Annotated in this window: 12 protein-coding genes; 5 read left to right on the top strand and 7 right to left on the bottom strand. The window is 71.1% G+C overall.

The features are described from left to right. The first annotated feature begins 140 nt into the window (after positions 1 to 140). On the top strand, positions 141 to 923 hold the full coding sequence (locus tag OG194_RS30050; RefSeq protein ID WP_327403908.1) for a VOC family protein: 783 nt from the start codon (positions 141 to 143) through the stop codon (positions 921 to 923). A gap of 70 nt (positions 924 to 993) precedes the next feature. Here OG194_RS30050 and OG194_RS30045 read toward each other — a convergent pair whose 3' ends face one another. From OG194_RS30045 to OG194_RS30035, 3 genes are all read right to left on the bottom strand, one after another. After that, positions 994 to 2,679 (bottom strand): thiamine pyrophosphate-binding protein, encoded by a 1,686-nt coding sequence (locus OG194_RS30045; protein WP_327403907.1) that lies wholly within the window; start codon positions 2,677 to 2,679, stop codon positions 994 to 996. Beyond that, complete coding sequence (gene speB, locus OG194_RS30040; protein WP_327403906.1) at positions 2,676 to 3,644, bottom strand: agmatinase; 969 nt, start codon at positions 3,642 to 3,644, stop codon at positions 2,676 to 2,678. Before speB ends, OG194_RS30045 begins: the two co-directional genes overlap by 4 nt. 73 nt (positions 3,645 to 3,717) lie before the next feature. Then, positions 3,718 to 5,184: a sodium:solute symporter gene (locus tag OG194_RS30035; protein ID WP_327403905.1), complete on the bottom strand. Its 1,467-nt coding sequence runs from the start codon at positions 5,182 to 5,184 to the stop codon at positions 3,718 to 3,720. 134 nt (positions 5,185 to 5,318) lie between these two features. On the opposite strand from OG194_RS30035, the gene OG194_RS30030 reads away from it, so the two are divergent. Both OG194_RS30030 and OG194_RS30025 read left to right on the top strand, forming a co-directional pair. Continuing rightward, positions 5,319 to 6,872, top strand: coding sequence for a PucR family transcriptional regulator (locus OG194_RS30030; protein ID WP_327403904.1), 1,554 nt, complete (start codon positions 5,319 to 5,321; stop codon positions 6,870 to 6,872). A gap of 80 nt (positions 6,873 to 6,952) precedes the next feature. Next, positions 6,953 to 7,741: a phosphatase gene (locus OG194_RS30025; protein WP_327403903.1), complete on the top strand. Its 789-nt coding sequence runs from the start codon at positions 6,953 to 6,955 to the stop codon at positions 7,739 to 7,741. A gap of 49 nt (positions 7,742 to 7,790) precedes the next feature. Here OG194_RS30025 and OG194_RS30020 read toward each other — a convergent pair whose 3' ends face one another. The 4 genes from OG194_RS30020 to OG194_RS30005 form a co-directional block, all read right to left on the bottom strand. Continuing rightward, positions 7,791 to 8,762, bottom strand: a complete 972-nt coding sequence (locus OG194_RS30020) for a cation diffusion facilitator family transporter (RefSeq protein WP_327403902.1) — start codon at positions 8,760 to 8,762, stop codon at positions 7,791 to 7,793. 4 nt (positions 8,763 to 8,766) lie between these two features. Continuing rightward, positions 8,767 to 9,648, bottom strand: a complete 882-nt coding sequence (locus OG194_RS30015) for an acyl-CoA thioesterase (protein ID WP_327403901.1) — start codon at positions 9,646 to 9,648, stop codon at positions 8,767 to 8,769. 35 nt (positions 9,649 to 9,683) lie between these two features. Further along, complete coding sequence (locus OG194_RS30010; RefSeq protein ID WP_327403900.1) at positions 9,684 to 10,841, bottom strand: acyl-CoA dehydrogenase family protein; 1,158 nt, start codon at positions 10,839 to 10,841, stop codon at positions 9,684 to 9,686. A 107-nt stretch (positions 10,842 to 10,948) separates the two neighbouring features. Continuing rightward, on the bottom strand, positions 10,949 to 11,545 hold the full coding sequence (locus OG194_RS30005) for an SACE_7040 family transcriptional regulator (RefSeq protein ID WP_327403899.1): 597 nt from the start codon (positions 11,543 to 11,545) through the stop codon (positions 10,949 to 10,951). 106 nt (positions 11,546 to 11,651) lie between these two features. On the opposite strand from OG194_RS30005, the gene OG194_RS30000 reads away from it, so the two are divergent. Continuing rightward, complete coding sequence (locus OG194_RS30000) at positions 11,652 to 13,268, top strand: carboxyl transferase domain-containing protein (RefSeq protein ID WP_327403898.1); 1,617 nt, start codon at positions 11,652 to 11,654, stop codon at positions 13,266 to 13,268. Between the two features lie 68 nt (positions 13,269 to 13,336). Beyond that, a complete protein-coding gene (locus OG194_RS29995; RefSeq protein ID WP_327407251.1) occupies positions 13,337 to 15,340 on the top strand; it encodes an ATP-binding protein in 2,004 nt (667 codons plus the stop codon). Positions 15,341 to 15,359: the final 19 nt, after the last annotated feature.

Here is a 15,359-nt window from a genome sequence, read left to right as displayed (position 1 = left end):
CGGCGGCGGCACCGGCGAACGTTCGGCCGTTCGGCCGTTAGGTGGAAACCGGAGTCCTGGCAGTGCTCGTGCGCGGACGGCGACGGTCGGGACGGCATCGTGGCTCCCGTCCCGGCCCACCCCTCGCCCAGGAGGACTTCATGCTCGGCACCGACTTCATCACCGGATCGCCCAACTGGCTCGACCTCGGCAGCCCCGACACCGACGCGGCCGCCGCGTTCTACGGCGCCGTCCTCGACTGGCGGTTCGTCTCCGCCGGTCCTGACACGGGCGGATACGGCTTCTTCCAGGTGGACGGGAAGACCGTCGCCGCCCTCGGACCACTCACCGAGGAAGGGGCGAACTCCGCCTGGATGATCCACTTCAAGACCGACGACATCACGGCCACCGTCCAGGCCGTCACGGACGGCGGCGGAACCGTCCGCCTGGAGCCCGTGGACGTCATGGGCGAGGGCATGCTGGCCCAGGCCACCGACCCGCAGGGCGCGCAGTTCGCGCTCTGGCAGCCCGGCAGGACCGCGGGCCTGGAGCTCACCTCCGCCCCGAACACCCTGCTCTGGGCGGAACTGCACGCCCCCGACCCGGAGGCGGACATCGCCTTCTACCAGGGCCTGTTCTCCTGGCGCAGCCAGGAGATGCCGGCACCCGGCATGACGTACCGGGTGCTGAGCACCAGCGCCGGGGACCAGCAGGACGCCTCCTTCGGCGGGGTCGCACCGCTGGGCGACGGCGCGGGCGAACTCCCGCGCTGGGTACCGTACTTCCACTCGACGGACGTCGACGCCACGATCGACGCGGCGCGGTCCAACGGCGGTTCCGTACTCATGCCGGCGACGGATGTGCCCGAGGTCGGCCGGATGGCCTGGCTCGGGGACCCGTTCGGCGCGGTGTTCGCGCTGCTGAAGCCGGATCCGCGGATGTGAGGCCAGGGGGTGCGCCGCGAAAGTGTGACACTCTGCAGCGAAGTGTCACACTTTCGCAGAGAGGGTCCCGTCACCCCAGGTGCGTAGCCGCGAACATCCGCAGCACGGCAGGGAGTACGACCACCGAAGGCCCGGGCGCCGCAAGAGACTTCGCGAGGTCCTCCTCCAGCGCCTCCGGTGAGGTCCGCACCCCCCGCACCCCGAACGACTCCGCCAACGCCACGTAATCCGGGCGGGTCAGCTCCGTCGCCGTCGCCTCCCCGAACGTGTCCGTCATGTACTCGCGGAGGATGCCGTAGCCGCCGTCGTCGACGATGAGCCAGGTGACGTTCAGGTCGTACTGCTTGGCCGTGGCCAACTCCGCGATGGAGTACAGCGCGCCGCCGTCCCCCGACACCGCCAGCACCGGACGCGTCGGGTCCGCGGCGGCCGCGCCGAGCGCCGCGGGGAAGCCGTAGCCGAGGCCGCCGGCGCCCTGGGCGGAGTGGAGGTGGTTGGGGCCCTTCGCATCGAAGGCCGACCAGGCCCAGTACGCGAGGATCGTCATGTCCCAGAAAGAGGGGGAGTTGGCCGGTAGGGCCCTGCGGACGGACTCCAACACGCCCTGTTCCAGGGTCAGTTCCTGTGCGGCGATCCGCTCCCGCACGCGGCCGAGCAGCTCGGCCACCCGCCCCTCCGCCGTCGGATCCGCCCGCTCCGTCACCGTCTCCAGCAGCGCCTGCAACCCGTGCCACGCGTCCGCGTGGATGCCCAGCGCCGGGTGGTTCGACTCCAACTTGCCGAGGTCCGCCTCGATTTGGATGACCCGGCCTCGCGGTTTGAACGTGTGGTAGTTCGAGGAGAGTTCGCCGAGGCCCGAGCCCACCACCAGTACTACGTCCGCGTCCTCCAGGAAGTCCGTCGTATGGCGGTCCTCCAGCCAGGACTGGAGGGACAAGGGGTGCGTCCACGGGAACGCGCCCTTGCCGCCCGGCGTCGTCACCACCGGGGCCCGGAGTTTCTCCGCGAGCTGCCGCAGCTTCTTCGACGCGTCCGAACGGACCACTCCCCCGCCCGCGATGATCGCCGGGCGGGCCGCGCGCGACAGCAAGTCGGCTGCCACGGCGGTCAGTTCGGGGCGTGGCAGGACGTCCTCCGGTGTCGCGTCCACCGCCGTCACCACCGGGAGGAGGGTCGGAGCCAGCAGCACGTCCTGGGGGATCTCCACCCACACCGGGCCGTGCGGAGCCGTGAGCGCCGACTTCCATGCCTCCGCGATCGCGGACGGGATCTGTGACTGGGCGCGGACCGTGTGGACGGACTTCACCACACCCCTGAACGAGGCCGACTGGTCGGGCAGTTCATGCAAATACCCATGCCTGCCACCGCCCAGGCCCGCCGTCGGGATCTGGCTGCTGATCGCCAGGACGGGAGCCGAGGCCGCCCTCGCCTCCTGGAGCGCCGCCAGCGACGTCAGCGCGCCCGGGCCCGTGGACAGCAGCAGCGGTGCCGCCTCGCCCGTGATCCGGCCGTACGCGTCCGCCGCGAACCCGGCGTTGTTCTCCACCCGTAGGCCGATGTAGCGCAGGTCGGAACGGCGCAGCGCGTCGAACATGCCGAGCGCGTGCTGGCCCGGCAGGCCGAACACCGTCGTTGCGCCGAGGCCCGCCAGGGTCTCCACGACCAGGTCACCGCCGTTGCGGCCGGGGGGAGGATTCAGCGCGGCCTCCGTCTGAGCCGCCGTCGGGCGGAGTTCCAGGTCGTGGTCGTGGGTCACTTCGAACGAGCCTCGGCAATCTGACGGGACATGATCGTGATCAGGTCGTACGCGGTGTGCGACGCGGCCACCGACGTGATCTCGGCGTGGTCGTACGCCGGTGCCACCTCGACGACGTCCGCCGACACCAGGTTGCAGGATGCCAGGCCGCGCAGGATCTCCAGAAGTTCGCGGGAGGTCAGGCCGCCGGCCTCGGGTGTGCCGGTGCCGGGCGCGTGGGCCGGGTCGAGGCAGTCGATGTCGATCGAGATGTAGAGGGGGCGGTCGCCGATGCGCTGGCGCAGCTGGTCGGCGACCTCGTCGGCGCCCCGGCGGTAGACGTCCGCCGACGTGACGATGCCGAAGCCCATCTTCTCGTCGTCCTTGAGGTCCTGCTTGCCGTACAGCGGACCGCGGATACCGACGTGCGAGAGCGCCTCCGTGTCGAGGATGCCCTCCTCGACGGCCCTGCGGAACGGCGTCCCGTGCGTGTACTCGGCCCCGAAGTACGTGTCCCAGGTGTCGAGATGGGCGTCGAAGTGCAGCAGCGCCACCGGGCCGTGCTTCTTCGCCACGGACCTCAACAGCGGTAGCGCGATGGTGTGGTCGCCGCCCAGGGTCATCAACCGCGCGCCGGTGTCCAGGAGTTGGTCCGCCGCGGCCTCGATGGTCTCGACGGCCTCGTTGATGTTGAACGGGTTCGCCGCGATGTCACCGGCGTCCGCGACCTGCGCCAGCGCGAACGGGGACGCGTCCTGCGCCGGGTTGTACGGCCGCAGCAGCCGGGACGCCTCGCGGATCGCGTTGCCGCCGAAGCGCGCGCCCGGCCGGTACGAGACACCGGCGTCGAAGGGCACCCCGACCACGGCGACATCGGCGGTGCCGACCTCGTCCAGGCGCGGCAGCCGCGCGTAGGTCGCCGGTCCGGCGTACCGCGGGGTGCGGGAGGAGTCGACCGGGCCGCGGGGCGTCTCGTTGCTGGTCATGGGCGCTGCCTTCTTTCCTACGCTTCGTCGCGTATGGGATGTTCCCTGTGGTTTTGTACGCCTGACTACGATTTTACTGGTGGGCGGCGACCGGTTCGGACGTGCGTTCGGGTGCACCGCGCCCCGCGAGCCGGTCCCGCCACGCGACGAGTACGGCCGCGTCGGTCGCCGGCGTGGCGAGGGAGACGGTCACATAGGCGGCCAGAGACAGCAACAGGCCGTAGTACACAGGCTCGTTGGCGAGGATGCCGTAGGCCGCCATCAGGCCTACGACCGCGAGGCCGCCGACGATCACCGAGGCGAGCGCGCCCTGTGCGGTGCCGCGCTTCCACAGCAGGCCGCCGAGGATGGGGACGAGGAGGCCGCCGACGAGGAGGTTGTAGGCGACCGTCAGCGCCTCGACCACGTTGTTCAGCGCGATCGCCGTGACGATCACCGCTACACCCATGACGAGGATGAAGACGCGGTTGCCCCGTACTTCGTCGTGCTCCTCACCCTCTTCCCGCCGTACGGCGCCCCGCAGCCGCGACCAGATGTCGTTGTTGGCGACCGTGGCGCAGGCGATCAGCGCGCCCGACGACGTCGACATCACGGCGGCCAGGGCGGCCGCGAGCACCAACCCCCGTACCCCGACCGGGAGTTCGTCCTTGACGATGGTCGCGAAGGCGTCGTCGGGGCTGCCGAGGTTCGGGTAGAGGACCTTGGCCGCCGTGCCGATGACGGCACCCGCGACGGCGTAGACGAGGCAGTACGTGCCCGCGACCGTGCCGCCCCACTTGGCGGTCCTGTCGCTGCCCGCCGTGAACACGCGCTGCCAGATGTCCTGGCCGATGAGCATGCCGAACGTGTAGATCAGGACGTAGGTGAAGATCGTCTCGCCGCCGATGCCCAGCGGGTCGAAGTACTCGGTGGGCAGCTTCGCCTTCATCTCGCTGAAGCCGCCGGCCTTGACGACCGCGATCGGCAGGAGCAGGAGCAGCACGCCGATCGTCTTCACCACGAACTGCACCATGTCGGTGAGGGTGATGGACCACATGCCGCCGAGCGTGGAGTACGCGACGACGATCGAGCCGCCGAGGACGATCGCGAGGGTGCGGTTCATGTCGAAGAGGACGTCGAAGATCGTGGCGTAGGCGATGGTCGAGGTGACCGCCAGCATCAAGGTGTACGCCCACATGACGATGCCGGAGATGACCCCCGCGCGGCCGCCGTACCTGAGGTCGAGCATCTCCGACACCGTGTACACCTTGAGGCGGGCGATGCGGGCGGAGAAGAAGACGGAGAGGGCGAGCAGGCCGAGGCCGATGGTGAAGACCATCCAGGCGCCGGACAGGCCGTACCGGTAGCCGAGGCCGACTCCGCCGATGGTGGACGCGCCGCCGAGGACGATCGCGGCCATGGTGCCGGAGTACATGACGGGGCCCAGGCGGCGGCCCGCGACCAGGAAGTCGCTCTTGGACTTGGCGCGGCGCATGCCCCACCAGCCCATGGCCAGCATGCCGGCCAGGTAGACGACGATGACGGTGTAGTCGACGGCCATGTGGGGGCCTCCTTCGCGCACTGTCGGGGTCTTGGGGGGGGCTTGCGCCGCGACTGACCCTAGGTGGCCGGAAAGCGGCTGCGAAGTGTACGTTTCATCCATCCGAGCCCGAGGCGATGGAGGAAACATCCACCATGCCGGACCTCACGGTTCCGCCCACACCGCCCACACCGCCCGTGCTTCTCGCCGCCCTCCTGGCCCGCGAGGATCTGGGGCTGCGGCAGATCGCCGGGCCGTCCGACCCCGACACCGCGATCCACTGGGCGCACGTCTCGGAGATGCCGGACCCGTATCCGTACCTGCTGGGCGGCGAACTGCTCCTCACCGCGGGGGTCCACATCCCGGACGCGGCCGGCTCGGGCACGTACTTCGACGACTACGTGGCCCGGATCGTCGAGGCGGGTGGTGTGGCCCTCGGCTTCGGCGTCGCACCGGTCCACGACACCGTGCCGCGCGCCCTGGTCGCGGCCTGCGACCACTACGACCTCCCCCTACTGGAAGTCCCGCCGCCCACCCCGTTCTCCCGCGTCGCCCGCGCGGTCTGGCAACTGATGGCCCAGGCCCGCCTCGCCGAACTCCGCCGCGTCACCGAGGCCCAACAGAGCCTCGCCGCGGCGGCCTCCCGCCCCGATCCGGTCCCTTCGGTGCTACGGCAACTCGCCCAGCGGGTCGGCGGACGTGCCGTGCTCTACGGCCCGGACGGCACGGAGGTCGCGGCGGCGGGGCGGGGAGCGTCGGGGACGGAGGCGCGGGAGGCGTTGGCGGGGCTCGCGCGGGTCGTGCGTCCCACCGAAAGCCCCTCCCCTACGGCAAGTCCCTCCTCTACGGCCCCTACCCCCACCCCGGCCGACAGCACAACCCCGAACCGCCCCGCCCCCACCTCCGCCACCGACACCGTCCCCGGCGCCCATCTCTCGACGTACGCCCTGGGTACCGGTCAGGGTTTCGTCCTGGGTGTCGCCGCCCCGCAACGCGCCCCCGGCGACCACACCATCGCCTCCGTCGCCGCCGTACTCCTCTCCCTCCTCACCGGCGAACACCAGAGCCGCACGGGGGCGGACCGTTCGTCGGCGCTCGTACGGCTGCTGCTCGGCGCCCCGCCGGAGGACGTCGCGTCGCTGCTCGGCGGGGACCGGTGGGTCGTCGTGCACGCGCTGCCCGACACCCCCGTCCCCGATCCCGTCGCCGCGTCCGCGCTGGCCGCCGCCCTCGGTTCCACGCTGCTCGACCTGGCGCCGGACGTCGTACGGGTACTCGTCCCCGCCGACCGCGAACCAGCCCCGCAACCCGGGTGGACCCTAGGGGTCAGCGCCGCCGTCACCCCCGAGGACTGGCCCGCCGCCGACACCCAGGCGTCCCGCGCCCTGGCCCGCGCCCGGGCGACCCGCACCCCGCTGGTCCGGCACGGTTCCGCCGGCCGCGCCGGTCTCGCCGGACTGCTCCCCCACGGCGAGGCCGAGGCGCACGCCCGTACCCTGCTCGCGCCGCTCGCCGCCCACCCCGCGCTGACCGAGACCCTGCGCACCTGGCTCTCCCTGCACGGGAGTTGGGACCGTACGGCGGTCGCCCTGGCCGTGCACCGCAACACCGTGCGGCAGCGGATCGCCCGGTGCGCGGCACTGCTGGAGACGAACCTGGACGATCCGGACGTACGGATGGAGCTGTGGTTCGGCCTGCGTCACCTGTGAACGGCCACGTGTGAGTGATCCACATCCCAGCGTGCGGGACGTCGGGCACGCGCACAGCGCTCTGCTTCACAATGGGAAGCATGCCGATACCCGGGACTCCCAGCCGCGCCGAGCTCGTCGATCACCTTGTGAAGACCCGTATCGCGGGCGACGTGGCCACGCCCCGCGAGAACAACCTCTCGCACTACCGCAAGCTCGCGAACGGCGACCGCCACTACTGGTTCGGCCTGGAGCTCGGCAGCCGTTGGACCGACGAGCAGGACGTGCTCGCGGTGATGGCGGAGCGGGTGGGTGTGAACGACGATCCCGAGTACCGCTACGGCCAGGACACCATCGACCCGGAGCTGACCGTCGAGGGTCTCGACCGGCTGGCTGCCCGGTTGCGCAAGGCGGCCGACGGGCGGCAGCGGGTGCTCTTCGCGACCGGTCACCCGGGTGGCCTGCTGGACGTTCACCATGCCACGGCCGCCGCCCTGCGCACGGCCGGCTGCGAGATCGTCGTGATCCCGGACGGGCTACAGACCGAGGAGGGGTACGTCATGCAGTTCGCGGACGTGGCCGTCCTGGAGCACGGCGCGACGCTGTGGCACACGCACTCCGGTGAGCCGATGAAGGCGATCCTCACCGCCCTGGAGCGCGAGGGCCGCCCGCTGCCGGACCTGGTCGTCGCCGACCACGGCTGGGCGGGCTACGCGGGGCGGCACGGCGTCGACTCCGTGGGCTACGCCGACTCGAACGACCCCGCGCTCTTCCTCGCCGAGTCCGAGGGCACCGTCCAGGTGGCGGTCCCGCTCGACGACCACGTCGTCAGCCCCAGGTACTACGACCCGATGACGGCGTATCTGCTCGCGGAAGCGGGACTCGGCTGAGGAGGATCGGGACCCAACTCGGGACTCGACTCGGGACTCAACTCCCCCGTCACGGCCAGGGGTTGAGCCCCTCCGCCCGGCGCTGCGCGTACCCCGGTGTCGGGTCCAGATAGACCCGGTTCACCGAGGGGAACGCCTCCCGCAGTCGCTGCTCGGCCTGTTCGCAGGCCCACTCGATCTGCGCGGCACTCGACCGGTCCCGGAAGTCGATCTTCGCGGCCACCAGCGCCTCGCGCGGGCCCTGCACGAGGGTCGTCAACTCCAGTACGGCCTCGATGTGTTCGACCCCGAGCAGCTCCTCGCGGATGCGGTCCCGCATGGCCTTGGGGAGGGGGCGTCCGATGAGGAGTTCGGCGTTGGAGCGGCCGAGCACCCAGGCGACGTAGAGCAGCAGGGCGCCGATGCACAGCGAGGCGATGCCGTCCCACACCCCCGAGCCCGTGAGCTGGCCGCCGAGCAGGCCGCCGGCCGCGAGGACCAGGCCGACCAGGGCGGCGGAGTCCTCAAGGACCACGGCCTTCACGGCGGTGTCGGGGGTGTAGCGGAGGTAGCGCTTGAAGCTGGCGTCGAAGCGGGCCGCCTCGCCGCGCGCCTGGCGTACGCCCGTCCGCAGGGAGTAGCCCTCCAGGAGGAAGGCGACGCCGAGCACGATGTACGAGATGAGCGGGTCGCCGAGGTCCTCGCCGGCGACGAGGGTGTGGATGCCGTCGTAGATCGAGAAGACCGCGCCGCCGACGAAGGTGGCGACGGCGGCGAGCATCGCCCAGATGTAGCGCTCGGGGCCGTAGCCGAGGGGGTGTTCCTCGTCGGCGGGTTTGCTGCTGCGTTTGAGGGCGGTGAGGAGGAGGAGTTCGGTGACGGTGTCGGCGACCGAGTGCGCGGCCTCCGAGAGCATCGCGCTGGAGCCGCTGATGACGCCGGCGACCGCCTTGGCGAGCGCGATGCCCAGGTTGGCGACGGCCGCGACGATCACCGTGACGGTGGACTCGCCGCCGCCGTCACCTTCCTCTGTTTCTGCCATGCCCTCAGTGTTCCCGAGGAACCCGGACCACGCCCTCCTGAATGACGGAGATGGCCAGTTGACCGTCCCGCGTGTAGATCCGCGCCTGCCCGAGCCCCCGCCCGCCGGACGCCGACGGCGACTCCTGGTCGTAGAGCAGCCACTCGTCCGCGCGGAACGGCCGGTGGAACCACATCGCGTGGTCGAGGGACGCCCCTACGACATCCCCTACGGCCCAGCCGCCCCGGCCGTGCGCGAGGAGCACGGAGTCGAGGAGGGTCATGTCGGAGACGTAGGTCGCGAGTACTACGTGGAGGAGCGGATCGTCGATGGGGCCTTCGAGTTTGCCGTTGGTGCGGAACCACACCTGGGAATGCGGTTCGCGCGGTGCGCCGAACCTGCCGTACGGCGGCTCCTCGACGTACCGCAGGTCGATGGCCTCGCGGGCCTCGATGAACTTCTCGACGACCTCGGGGGCGATGTGGTCGTAGCCGCGCAGCCGGTCCTGGGAGGTGGGCAGGGTGGCCGGGTCGGGGGCGGACGGCATGGGGGCCTGGTGTTCGAGGCCGTCCTCGTGGCGCTGGAAGGACGCGGAGAGGGCGAAGATCGGCTGGCCGTGCTGGACCGCGACGACGCGGCGCGCGGTGAAGGAACGGCCGTCGTTCATGCGCTCGACGGTGTAGACGATGGGCGCGCCGGGATCGCCGGGGCGCAGGAAGTACGCGTGGAGGGAGTGGGCGAGACGGTCGGCGGAGACCGTCCGGCCGGCGGCGACCAGCGCCTGGGCCGCCACCTGTCCGCCGAAGACGCGGGGTACGACGGCGGACTGGGACTGGCCGCGGAAGATGTTCTCCTCGATCTGCTCAAGGTCGAGCAGATCGAGGAGACCCTGAAGTGCCTTGCTCATGGCACCTTTTCTACTGGCCGGTAATTTCGGGGACCTTACAGGCCCATGTCCTTTGCGATGATCGTCTTCATGATCTCGCTGGTGCCGCCGTAGATGCGGTTGACGCGGTTGTCCGCGTACAGGCGGGCGATCGGGTACTCGTTCATGAAGCCGTAGCCGCCGTGCAGCTGGAGGCAGCGGTCGATCACGCGGTGGGCGACCTCGGTGGTGAACAGCTTGGCGCTGGCCGCCTCGGCGGGGGTCAGCTCACCGGCGTCCAGGGCCTCGGTCGCGCGGTCGACGACGGCCTCGGCGGCGTCCACCTCGGCCTGGCAGGCGGCCAGTTCGAACTTGGTGTTCTGGAACGCGGCGACGGGCTGGCCGAAGACCACGCGCTCCTGGACGTACTGCTTCGCGAACCGGACGGCGGCCTTGGCCTGCGCGTACGCCCCGAAGGCGATGCCCCAGCGCTCGGAGGCGAGATTGTGGCCGAGGTAGGAGAAGCCCTTGTTCTCCTCGCCGAGGAGGTCCTCGGCCGGGACCTTCACGTCGACGAACGCCAGCTCGGCGGTGTCGGAGGTCTTCAGGCCGAGCTTGTCCAGCTTGCGGCCGACCGAGTAGCCCTCGGCCTTGGTGTCCACCACGAAGAGGGAGATGCCGTGGCGGCGGTCCTCCTTGGTGGACGGGGAGGTGCGGGCGCAGACGATCATGCGGTCGGCGTGCACGCCACCGGTGATGAAGGTCTTGGCGCCGTTGAGGACGTAGTGCGTGCCGTCCTCGGAAAGCTTGGCGGTGGTCTTCATGCCCGCGAGGTCGGAGCCGGTGCCCGGCTCGGTCATCGCGATCGCCCACATCTCCTCGCCGGAGACGAACTTCGGCAGGAACTTCTTCTTCTGCTCGTCGTTGGCGAGCAGCTTGATGTAGGGCAGGCCGAGCAGCACGTGCACACCGGAGCCGCCGAAGGAGACACCCGCGCGCGCGGTCTCCTCGTAGAGGACGGCCTCGAACTTGTACGAGTCGATGCCCGCGCCGCCGTACTCCTCGTCCACGCGGATGCCGAAGACGCCGAGCTCGGCGAGCTTGTAGTAGAAGTCGCGCGGCGCCTGGCCGGCCGCGAACCACTCGTCGTAGACGGGGACGACCTCGGCCTCGATGAAGGCCCGGAGGGTCTCCCGGAACGCCTCGTGGTCCTCGTCAAACACCGTACGGCGCACCGCCGCCACCTCCAGCTAGCCCAGGGTCCATTTCTAAGCGCTTGCTCAGAGCATCACGGTACCGGCGAGTAGGGGGAGCGTCCAGCGGAACAGCCACGTAACGCTCGTCACGCCCCCGCCGCCCCCAACGCCCCCCTCGCCATCCGGTGCAGCAACTCCGCCGTAGCCCCCCGCCCCGGCAACGACCCCGGTCGCCCCAGATGCGGGGTCGAGTTCAGCAGTCCGAACACCGAGTGGACCGCCGACCGTGCGCTGGGTTCGGTCAGGTCCGGGTACACCTCCCGGACGACCTCGACCCACAACTCCACGTACTGGCGCTGGAGTTGGCGCACCAGTTTGCGGTCGCTGTCCCGGAGGCGGTCCAGCTCGCGGTCGTGGAGGGTGATCAGGGGGCGGTCGTCGAGGGCGAAGTCGATGTGGCCCTCGATGAGGGAGTCGAGGAGCGGCTCCGCGGAGGTCACGCCCTCCGCCTCCGCCAGGCGGCGCTTCGCGCCCGTGAGCAGCTGGCCGCTGATGCCGACCAGGAGCTCGGCGAGCATCGCGTCCTTGCCGGGGAAGTGGCGGTACAGGCCGGGCCCGCTGATACCGACGGCCGCGCCTATCTCGTCGACCCCGACGCCGTGGAAACCCCGCTCGGCGAAGAGCCGCGCGGCCTCCTTGAGGATCTGCTCGCGGCGGGTGGGGGCGTCGGTTCTCGTGGTCATGGAAGCAATTCTAGACAGGGAGGTTAGCGGTCGTTAACCTGAAGGAAATGGTTAACGCTCATTAACAGTCGAGAGCGGCCGATCGCTGTGCGAGGGGACCCACGGAATGCAAGAGGCACCGGAGCTGACGAGCGCGGCCGATCCCGCGTCGGAGGCGTGGCGGGCCAACGAGGCGGCGCACCGCGCGCTGGGCGAGGAACTGCGGCAGAAGCTCGCCGCGGCCCGGCTCGGCGGCGGTGAGCGGGCCCGGGACCGGCACACCGCGCGCGGCAAGCTGCTCCCCCGCGACCGCGTCGACACGCTGCTCGACCCCGGCTCGCCCTTCCTGGAGCTGGCCCCCCTCGCCGCCGACGGGATGTACGACGGGGCCGCCCCCGCCGCCGGTGTCATCGCCGGGATCGGGCGGGTGAGTGGGCGCGAATGCGTGATCGTCGCCAATGACGCCACGGTCAAGGGCGGGACCTACTACCCGATGACCGTGAAGAAGCATCTGCGCGCCCAGGAGATCGCCCTCGAAAACCGCCTCCCCTGTATCTACCTCGTCGACTCCGGGGGCGCGTTTTTGCCCATGCAGGACGAGGTGTTCCCGGACCGGGACCACTTCGGGCGGATCTTCTACAACCAGGCCCGGATGTCGGGGGCCGGGATTCCCCAGATCGCCGCCGTGCTCGGGTCGTGTACCGCCGGAGGCGCCTACGTCCCCGCCATGAGCGACGAAGCCGTCATCGTCCGTAACCAGGGGACGATCTTCCTCGGCGGACCGCCCCTCGTGAAGGCCGCCACCGGCGAGGTCGTCACCGCCGAGGAACTGGGCGGCGGCGACGTCCACGCACGCGTGTCGGGCGTCACCGACCACCTCGCGGAGGACGACGCGCACGCCCTGCGGATCGTCCGGAACATCGCCGCCACACTCCCCGCGCGCGGGTCGCTCCCCTGGGAGGTCACCGAGTCGGTGGAGCCCAAGGTCGACCCGTACGGGATCTACGGCGCCGTCCCCGTCGACTCCCGTACCCCCTACGACGTACGGGAGATCATCGCGCGCGTGGTCGACGGCTCCCGCTTCGCCGAGTTCAAGGCCGAGTTCGGGCAGACCCTGGTCACCGGCTTCGCCCGCGTCCACGGCCACCCCGTCGGCATCGTCGCCAACAACGGCATCCTGTTCTCCGAGTCCGCCCAGAAGGGCGCCCACTTCATCGAGCTGTGCGACCAGCGCGGCATCCCCCTGGTGTTCCTCCAGAACATCTCGGGGTTCATGGTCGGCAAGGACTACGAAGCGGGCGGCATCGCCAAGCACGGCGCCAAGATGGTCACCGCCGTCGCCTGCGCGCGCGTGCCGAAGCTGACGGTCGTCGTCGGCGGCTCGTACGGCGCGGGCAACTACTCGATGTGCGGCCGGGCGTACTCCCCCCGCTTCCTGTGGATGTGGCCCGGCGCCAAGATCTCCGTCATGGGCGGCGAACAGGCCGCGTCGGTCCTCGCGACGGTGAAGCGGGACCAGTTGGAGGGGCGCGGGGAGTCCTGGCCGGCCGAGGACGAGGACGCCTTCAAGGACCCGATCCGGCAGCAGTACGAGCGCCAGGGCAACGCCTACTACGCCACCGCCCGGCTCTGGGACGACGGGGTCATCGACCCGACGGAGACCCGCCAGGTGCTGGGTCTGGCCCTGACCGCCTGTGCCAACGCGCCGCTGGGAGACCCCCAGTTCGGCGTCTTCCGGATGTGATGAGGATGCCCGAGATGGTCGACACATTCGAGACGCCCGAGACGCCCGAGGTACCCGAGGTCCCCGCGATGTTCGAGACGGTCCTCGTGGCCAACCGGGGCGAGATCGCGGTCCGCGTCATCCGCACCCTGCGCTCGCTCGGCGTGCGCTCGGTGGCCGTCTTCTCCGACGCCGACGCGGACGCCCGGCACGTCCGCGAGGCCGACACGGCGGTACGGCTCGGCCCGGCACCGGCCGCCGAGAGCTACCTGTCCGTGGAGCGACTCCTGGAGGCGGCGGCCCGCTCCGGCGCACAGGCCGTGCACCCGGGCTACGGCTTCCTCGCCGAGAACGCGGCCTTCGCGCGCGCGTGCGCCGACGCCGGGCTGGTCTTCATCGGTCCCCCGGCCGACGCGATCGCCCTCATGGGCGACAAGATCCGCGCCAAGGAGACGGTGGAGGCGGCCGGGGTCCCGGTCGTCCCCGGCGGCCGTGACCCCGAACTGGCCAAGGCGGCACACGAGTTGGGTGCCCCCGTCCTCCTCAAGCCGTCAGCGGGTGGTGGCGGCAAGGGCATGCGCCTGGTCCGCGACCTCACCGTCCTGGAGGAGGAGATCGCCGCCGCCCGCCGCGAGGCCCGCGCCTCCTTCGGCGACGACACCCTCCTGGTCGAGCGCTGGGTCGACCGCCCCCGCCACATCGAGATCCAGATCCTGGCCGACGGCCACGGCAACGTCGTCCACCTCGGCGAACGCGAGTGCTCCTTGCAGCGCCGCCACCAGAAGGTCGTGGAGGAGGCACCCAGCGTGCTCCTCGACTCCGCCACCCGCGCGGCGATGGGCGAGGCCGCGGTGCAGGCGGCCCGCTCGTGCGGGTACGCGGGCGCGGGCACGGTCGAGTTCATCGTGCCGGGCAACGACCCGTCGTCGTACTACTTCATGGAGATGAACACCCGCCTCCAAGTGGAGCACCCGGTAACGGAGTTGGTGACCGGCCTCGACCTCGTGGAGTGGCAGCTGCGGGTGGCGGCGGGCGAGCGGCTGCCCTTCGCACAGGACGACATCACCCTCACCGGGCACGCGATCGAGGCCCGCATCTGCGCCGAGACCGTGTCCGTCAAAGAGGGCGCGCGCGGGTTCCTCCCCTCCGGCGGCACCGTCCTGAAACTGAACGAACCCTCGGGCGACGGCATCCGCACCGACTCCGGCCTCTCCGAAGGCACCGAGGTCGGCAGTCTCTACGACCCGATGCTCTCCAAGGTCATCGCCTACGGCCCCGACCGCGCGACCGCCCTCAGGAAACTCCGGGCCGCCCTCGCGGACACGGTGACGCTGGGCGTGCCGACGAACGCCGGTTTCCTACGGCGGCTGCTGGCCCATCCGGCGGTCGTGGCGGGCGAGTTGGACACCGGGCTCGTCGAGCGGGAGGCGGACGGACTGGTGCCCGGTGAGGTACCGGTGGAGGTCTACGCGGCGGCGGCGCTGCTGCGGCACGCGGCGCTCTCGCCCGCGCGGGGCTCCGGCTGGGCCGACCCGTTCGCCGCCACGGACGGCTGGCGGCTGGGCGGGGAGCGGGCCTGGACGGCGCACCCGCTCCAGGTGCCGGGCCACGACCCGGTGACCGTGCGCGTCCGCCGCACACCCGAGGGCGGGACCGAACTACTGCCGGACGGCGCCGAGAAGCCGCTCGACGGGTCCGGCCGGTCCGGGCCCGACGGCCGGTTCGTCCTACGGCTCGACGGACTCGTCCACACCTTCACCGCCCTGCCGGACGGCACCTGGCTGGGCCGGGACGGGGACGCGTGGCAGGTGCGGGACCACGATCCGGTGGCCGCGTCCCTCAGCGGGGCCGACCGGTCCGGTGCCGGTTCGCTGACCGCGCCGATGCCGGGGACGGTGACCGTGGTGAAGGTCGCCGTAGGAGACCAAGTGGCCGCGGGGCAGAGCCTGTTGGTGGTGGAGGCGATGAAGATGGAGCACGTCGTCTCCGCGCCGCACGCCGGCACCGTCGCCGAACTCGATGTGACGCCGGGCGCGACGGTCGCCATGGACCAGGTGCTGGCGGTCGTCACACCTGCGGAGGAGGACCAGTGACACCCGGACCAGAGACACT

The sequence above is a fragment of the Streptomyces sp. NBC_01288 genome, assembly GCF_035982055.1.
Classification (GTDB): Bacteria; Actinomycetota; Actinomycetes; order Streptomycetales; family Streptomycetaceae; genus Streptomyces.
This window is presented reverse-complemented; position numbering and strand designations above follow the sequence as displayed.

Coding starts and splice junctions, on each gene's coding strand:
- OG194_RS30005 (WP_327403899.1), bottom strand. CDS start 11,545: ATGACCACGAGAACCGACGCCCCCACCCGCCGCGAGCAGATCCTCAAG.
- OG194_RS30030 (WP_327403904.1), top strand. CDS start 5,319: ATGCCGGACCTCACGGTTCCGCCCACACCGCCCACACCGCCCGTGCTT.
- OG194_RS30015 (WP_327403901.1), bottom strand. CDS start 9,648: ATGAGCAAGGCACTTCAGGGTCTCCTCGATCTGCTCGACCTTGAGCAG.
- OG194_RS29995 (WP_327407251.1), top strand. CDS start 13,337: ATGTTCGAGACGGTCCTCGTGGCCAACCGGGGCGAGATCGCGGTCCGC.
- OG194_RS30035 (WP_327403905.1), bottom strand. CDS start 5,184: ATGGCCGTCGACTACACCGTCATCGTCGTCTACCTGGCCGGCATGCTG.
- OG194_RS30000 (WP_327403898.1), top strand. CDS start 11,652: ATGCAAGAGGCACCGGAGCTGACGAGCGCGGCCGATCCCGCGTCGGAG.
- OG194_RS30020 (WP_327403902.1), bottom strand. CDS start 8,762: ATGGCAGAAACAGAGGAAGGTGACGGCGGCGGCGAGTCCACCGTCACG.
- OG194_RS30050 (WP_327403908.1), top strand. CDS start 141: ATGCTCGGCACCGACTTCATCACCGGATCGCCCAACTGGCTCGACCTC.
- speB (WP_327403906.1), bottom strand. CDS start 3,644: ATGACCAGCAACGAGACGCCCCGCGGCCCGGTCGACTCCTCCCGCACC.
- OG194_RS30025 (WP_327403903.1), top strand. CDS start 6,953: ATGCCGATACCCGGGACTCCCAGCCGCGCCGAGCTCGTCGATCACCTT.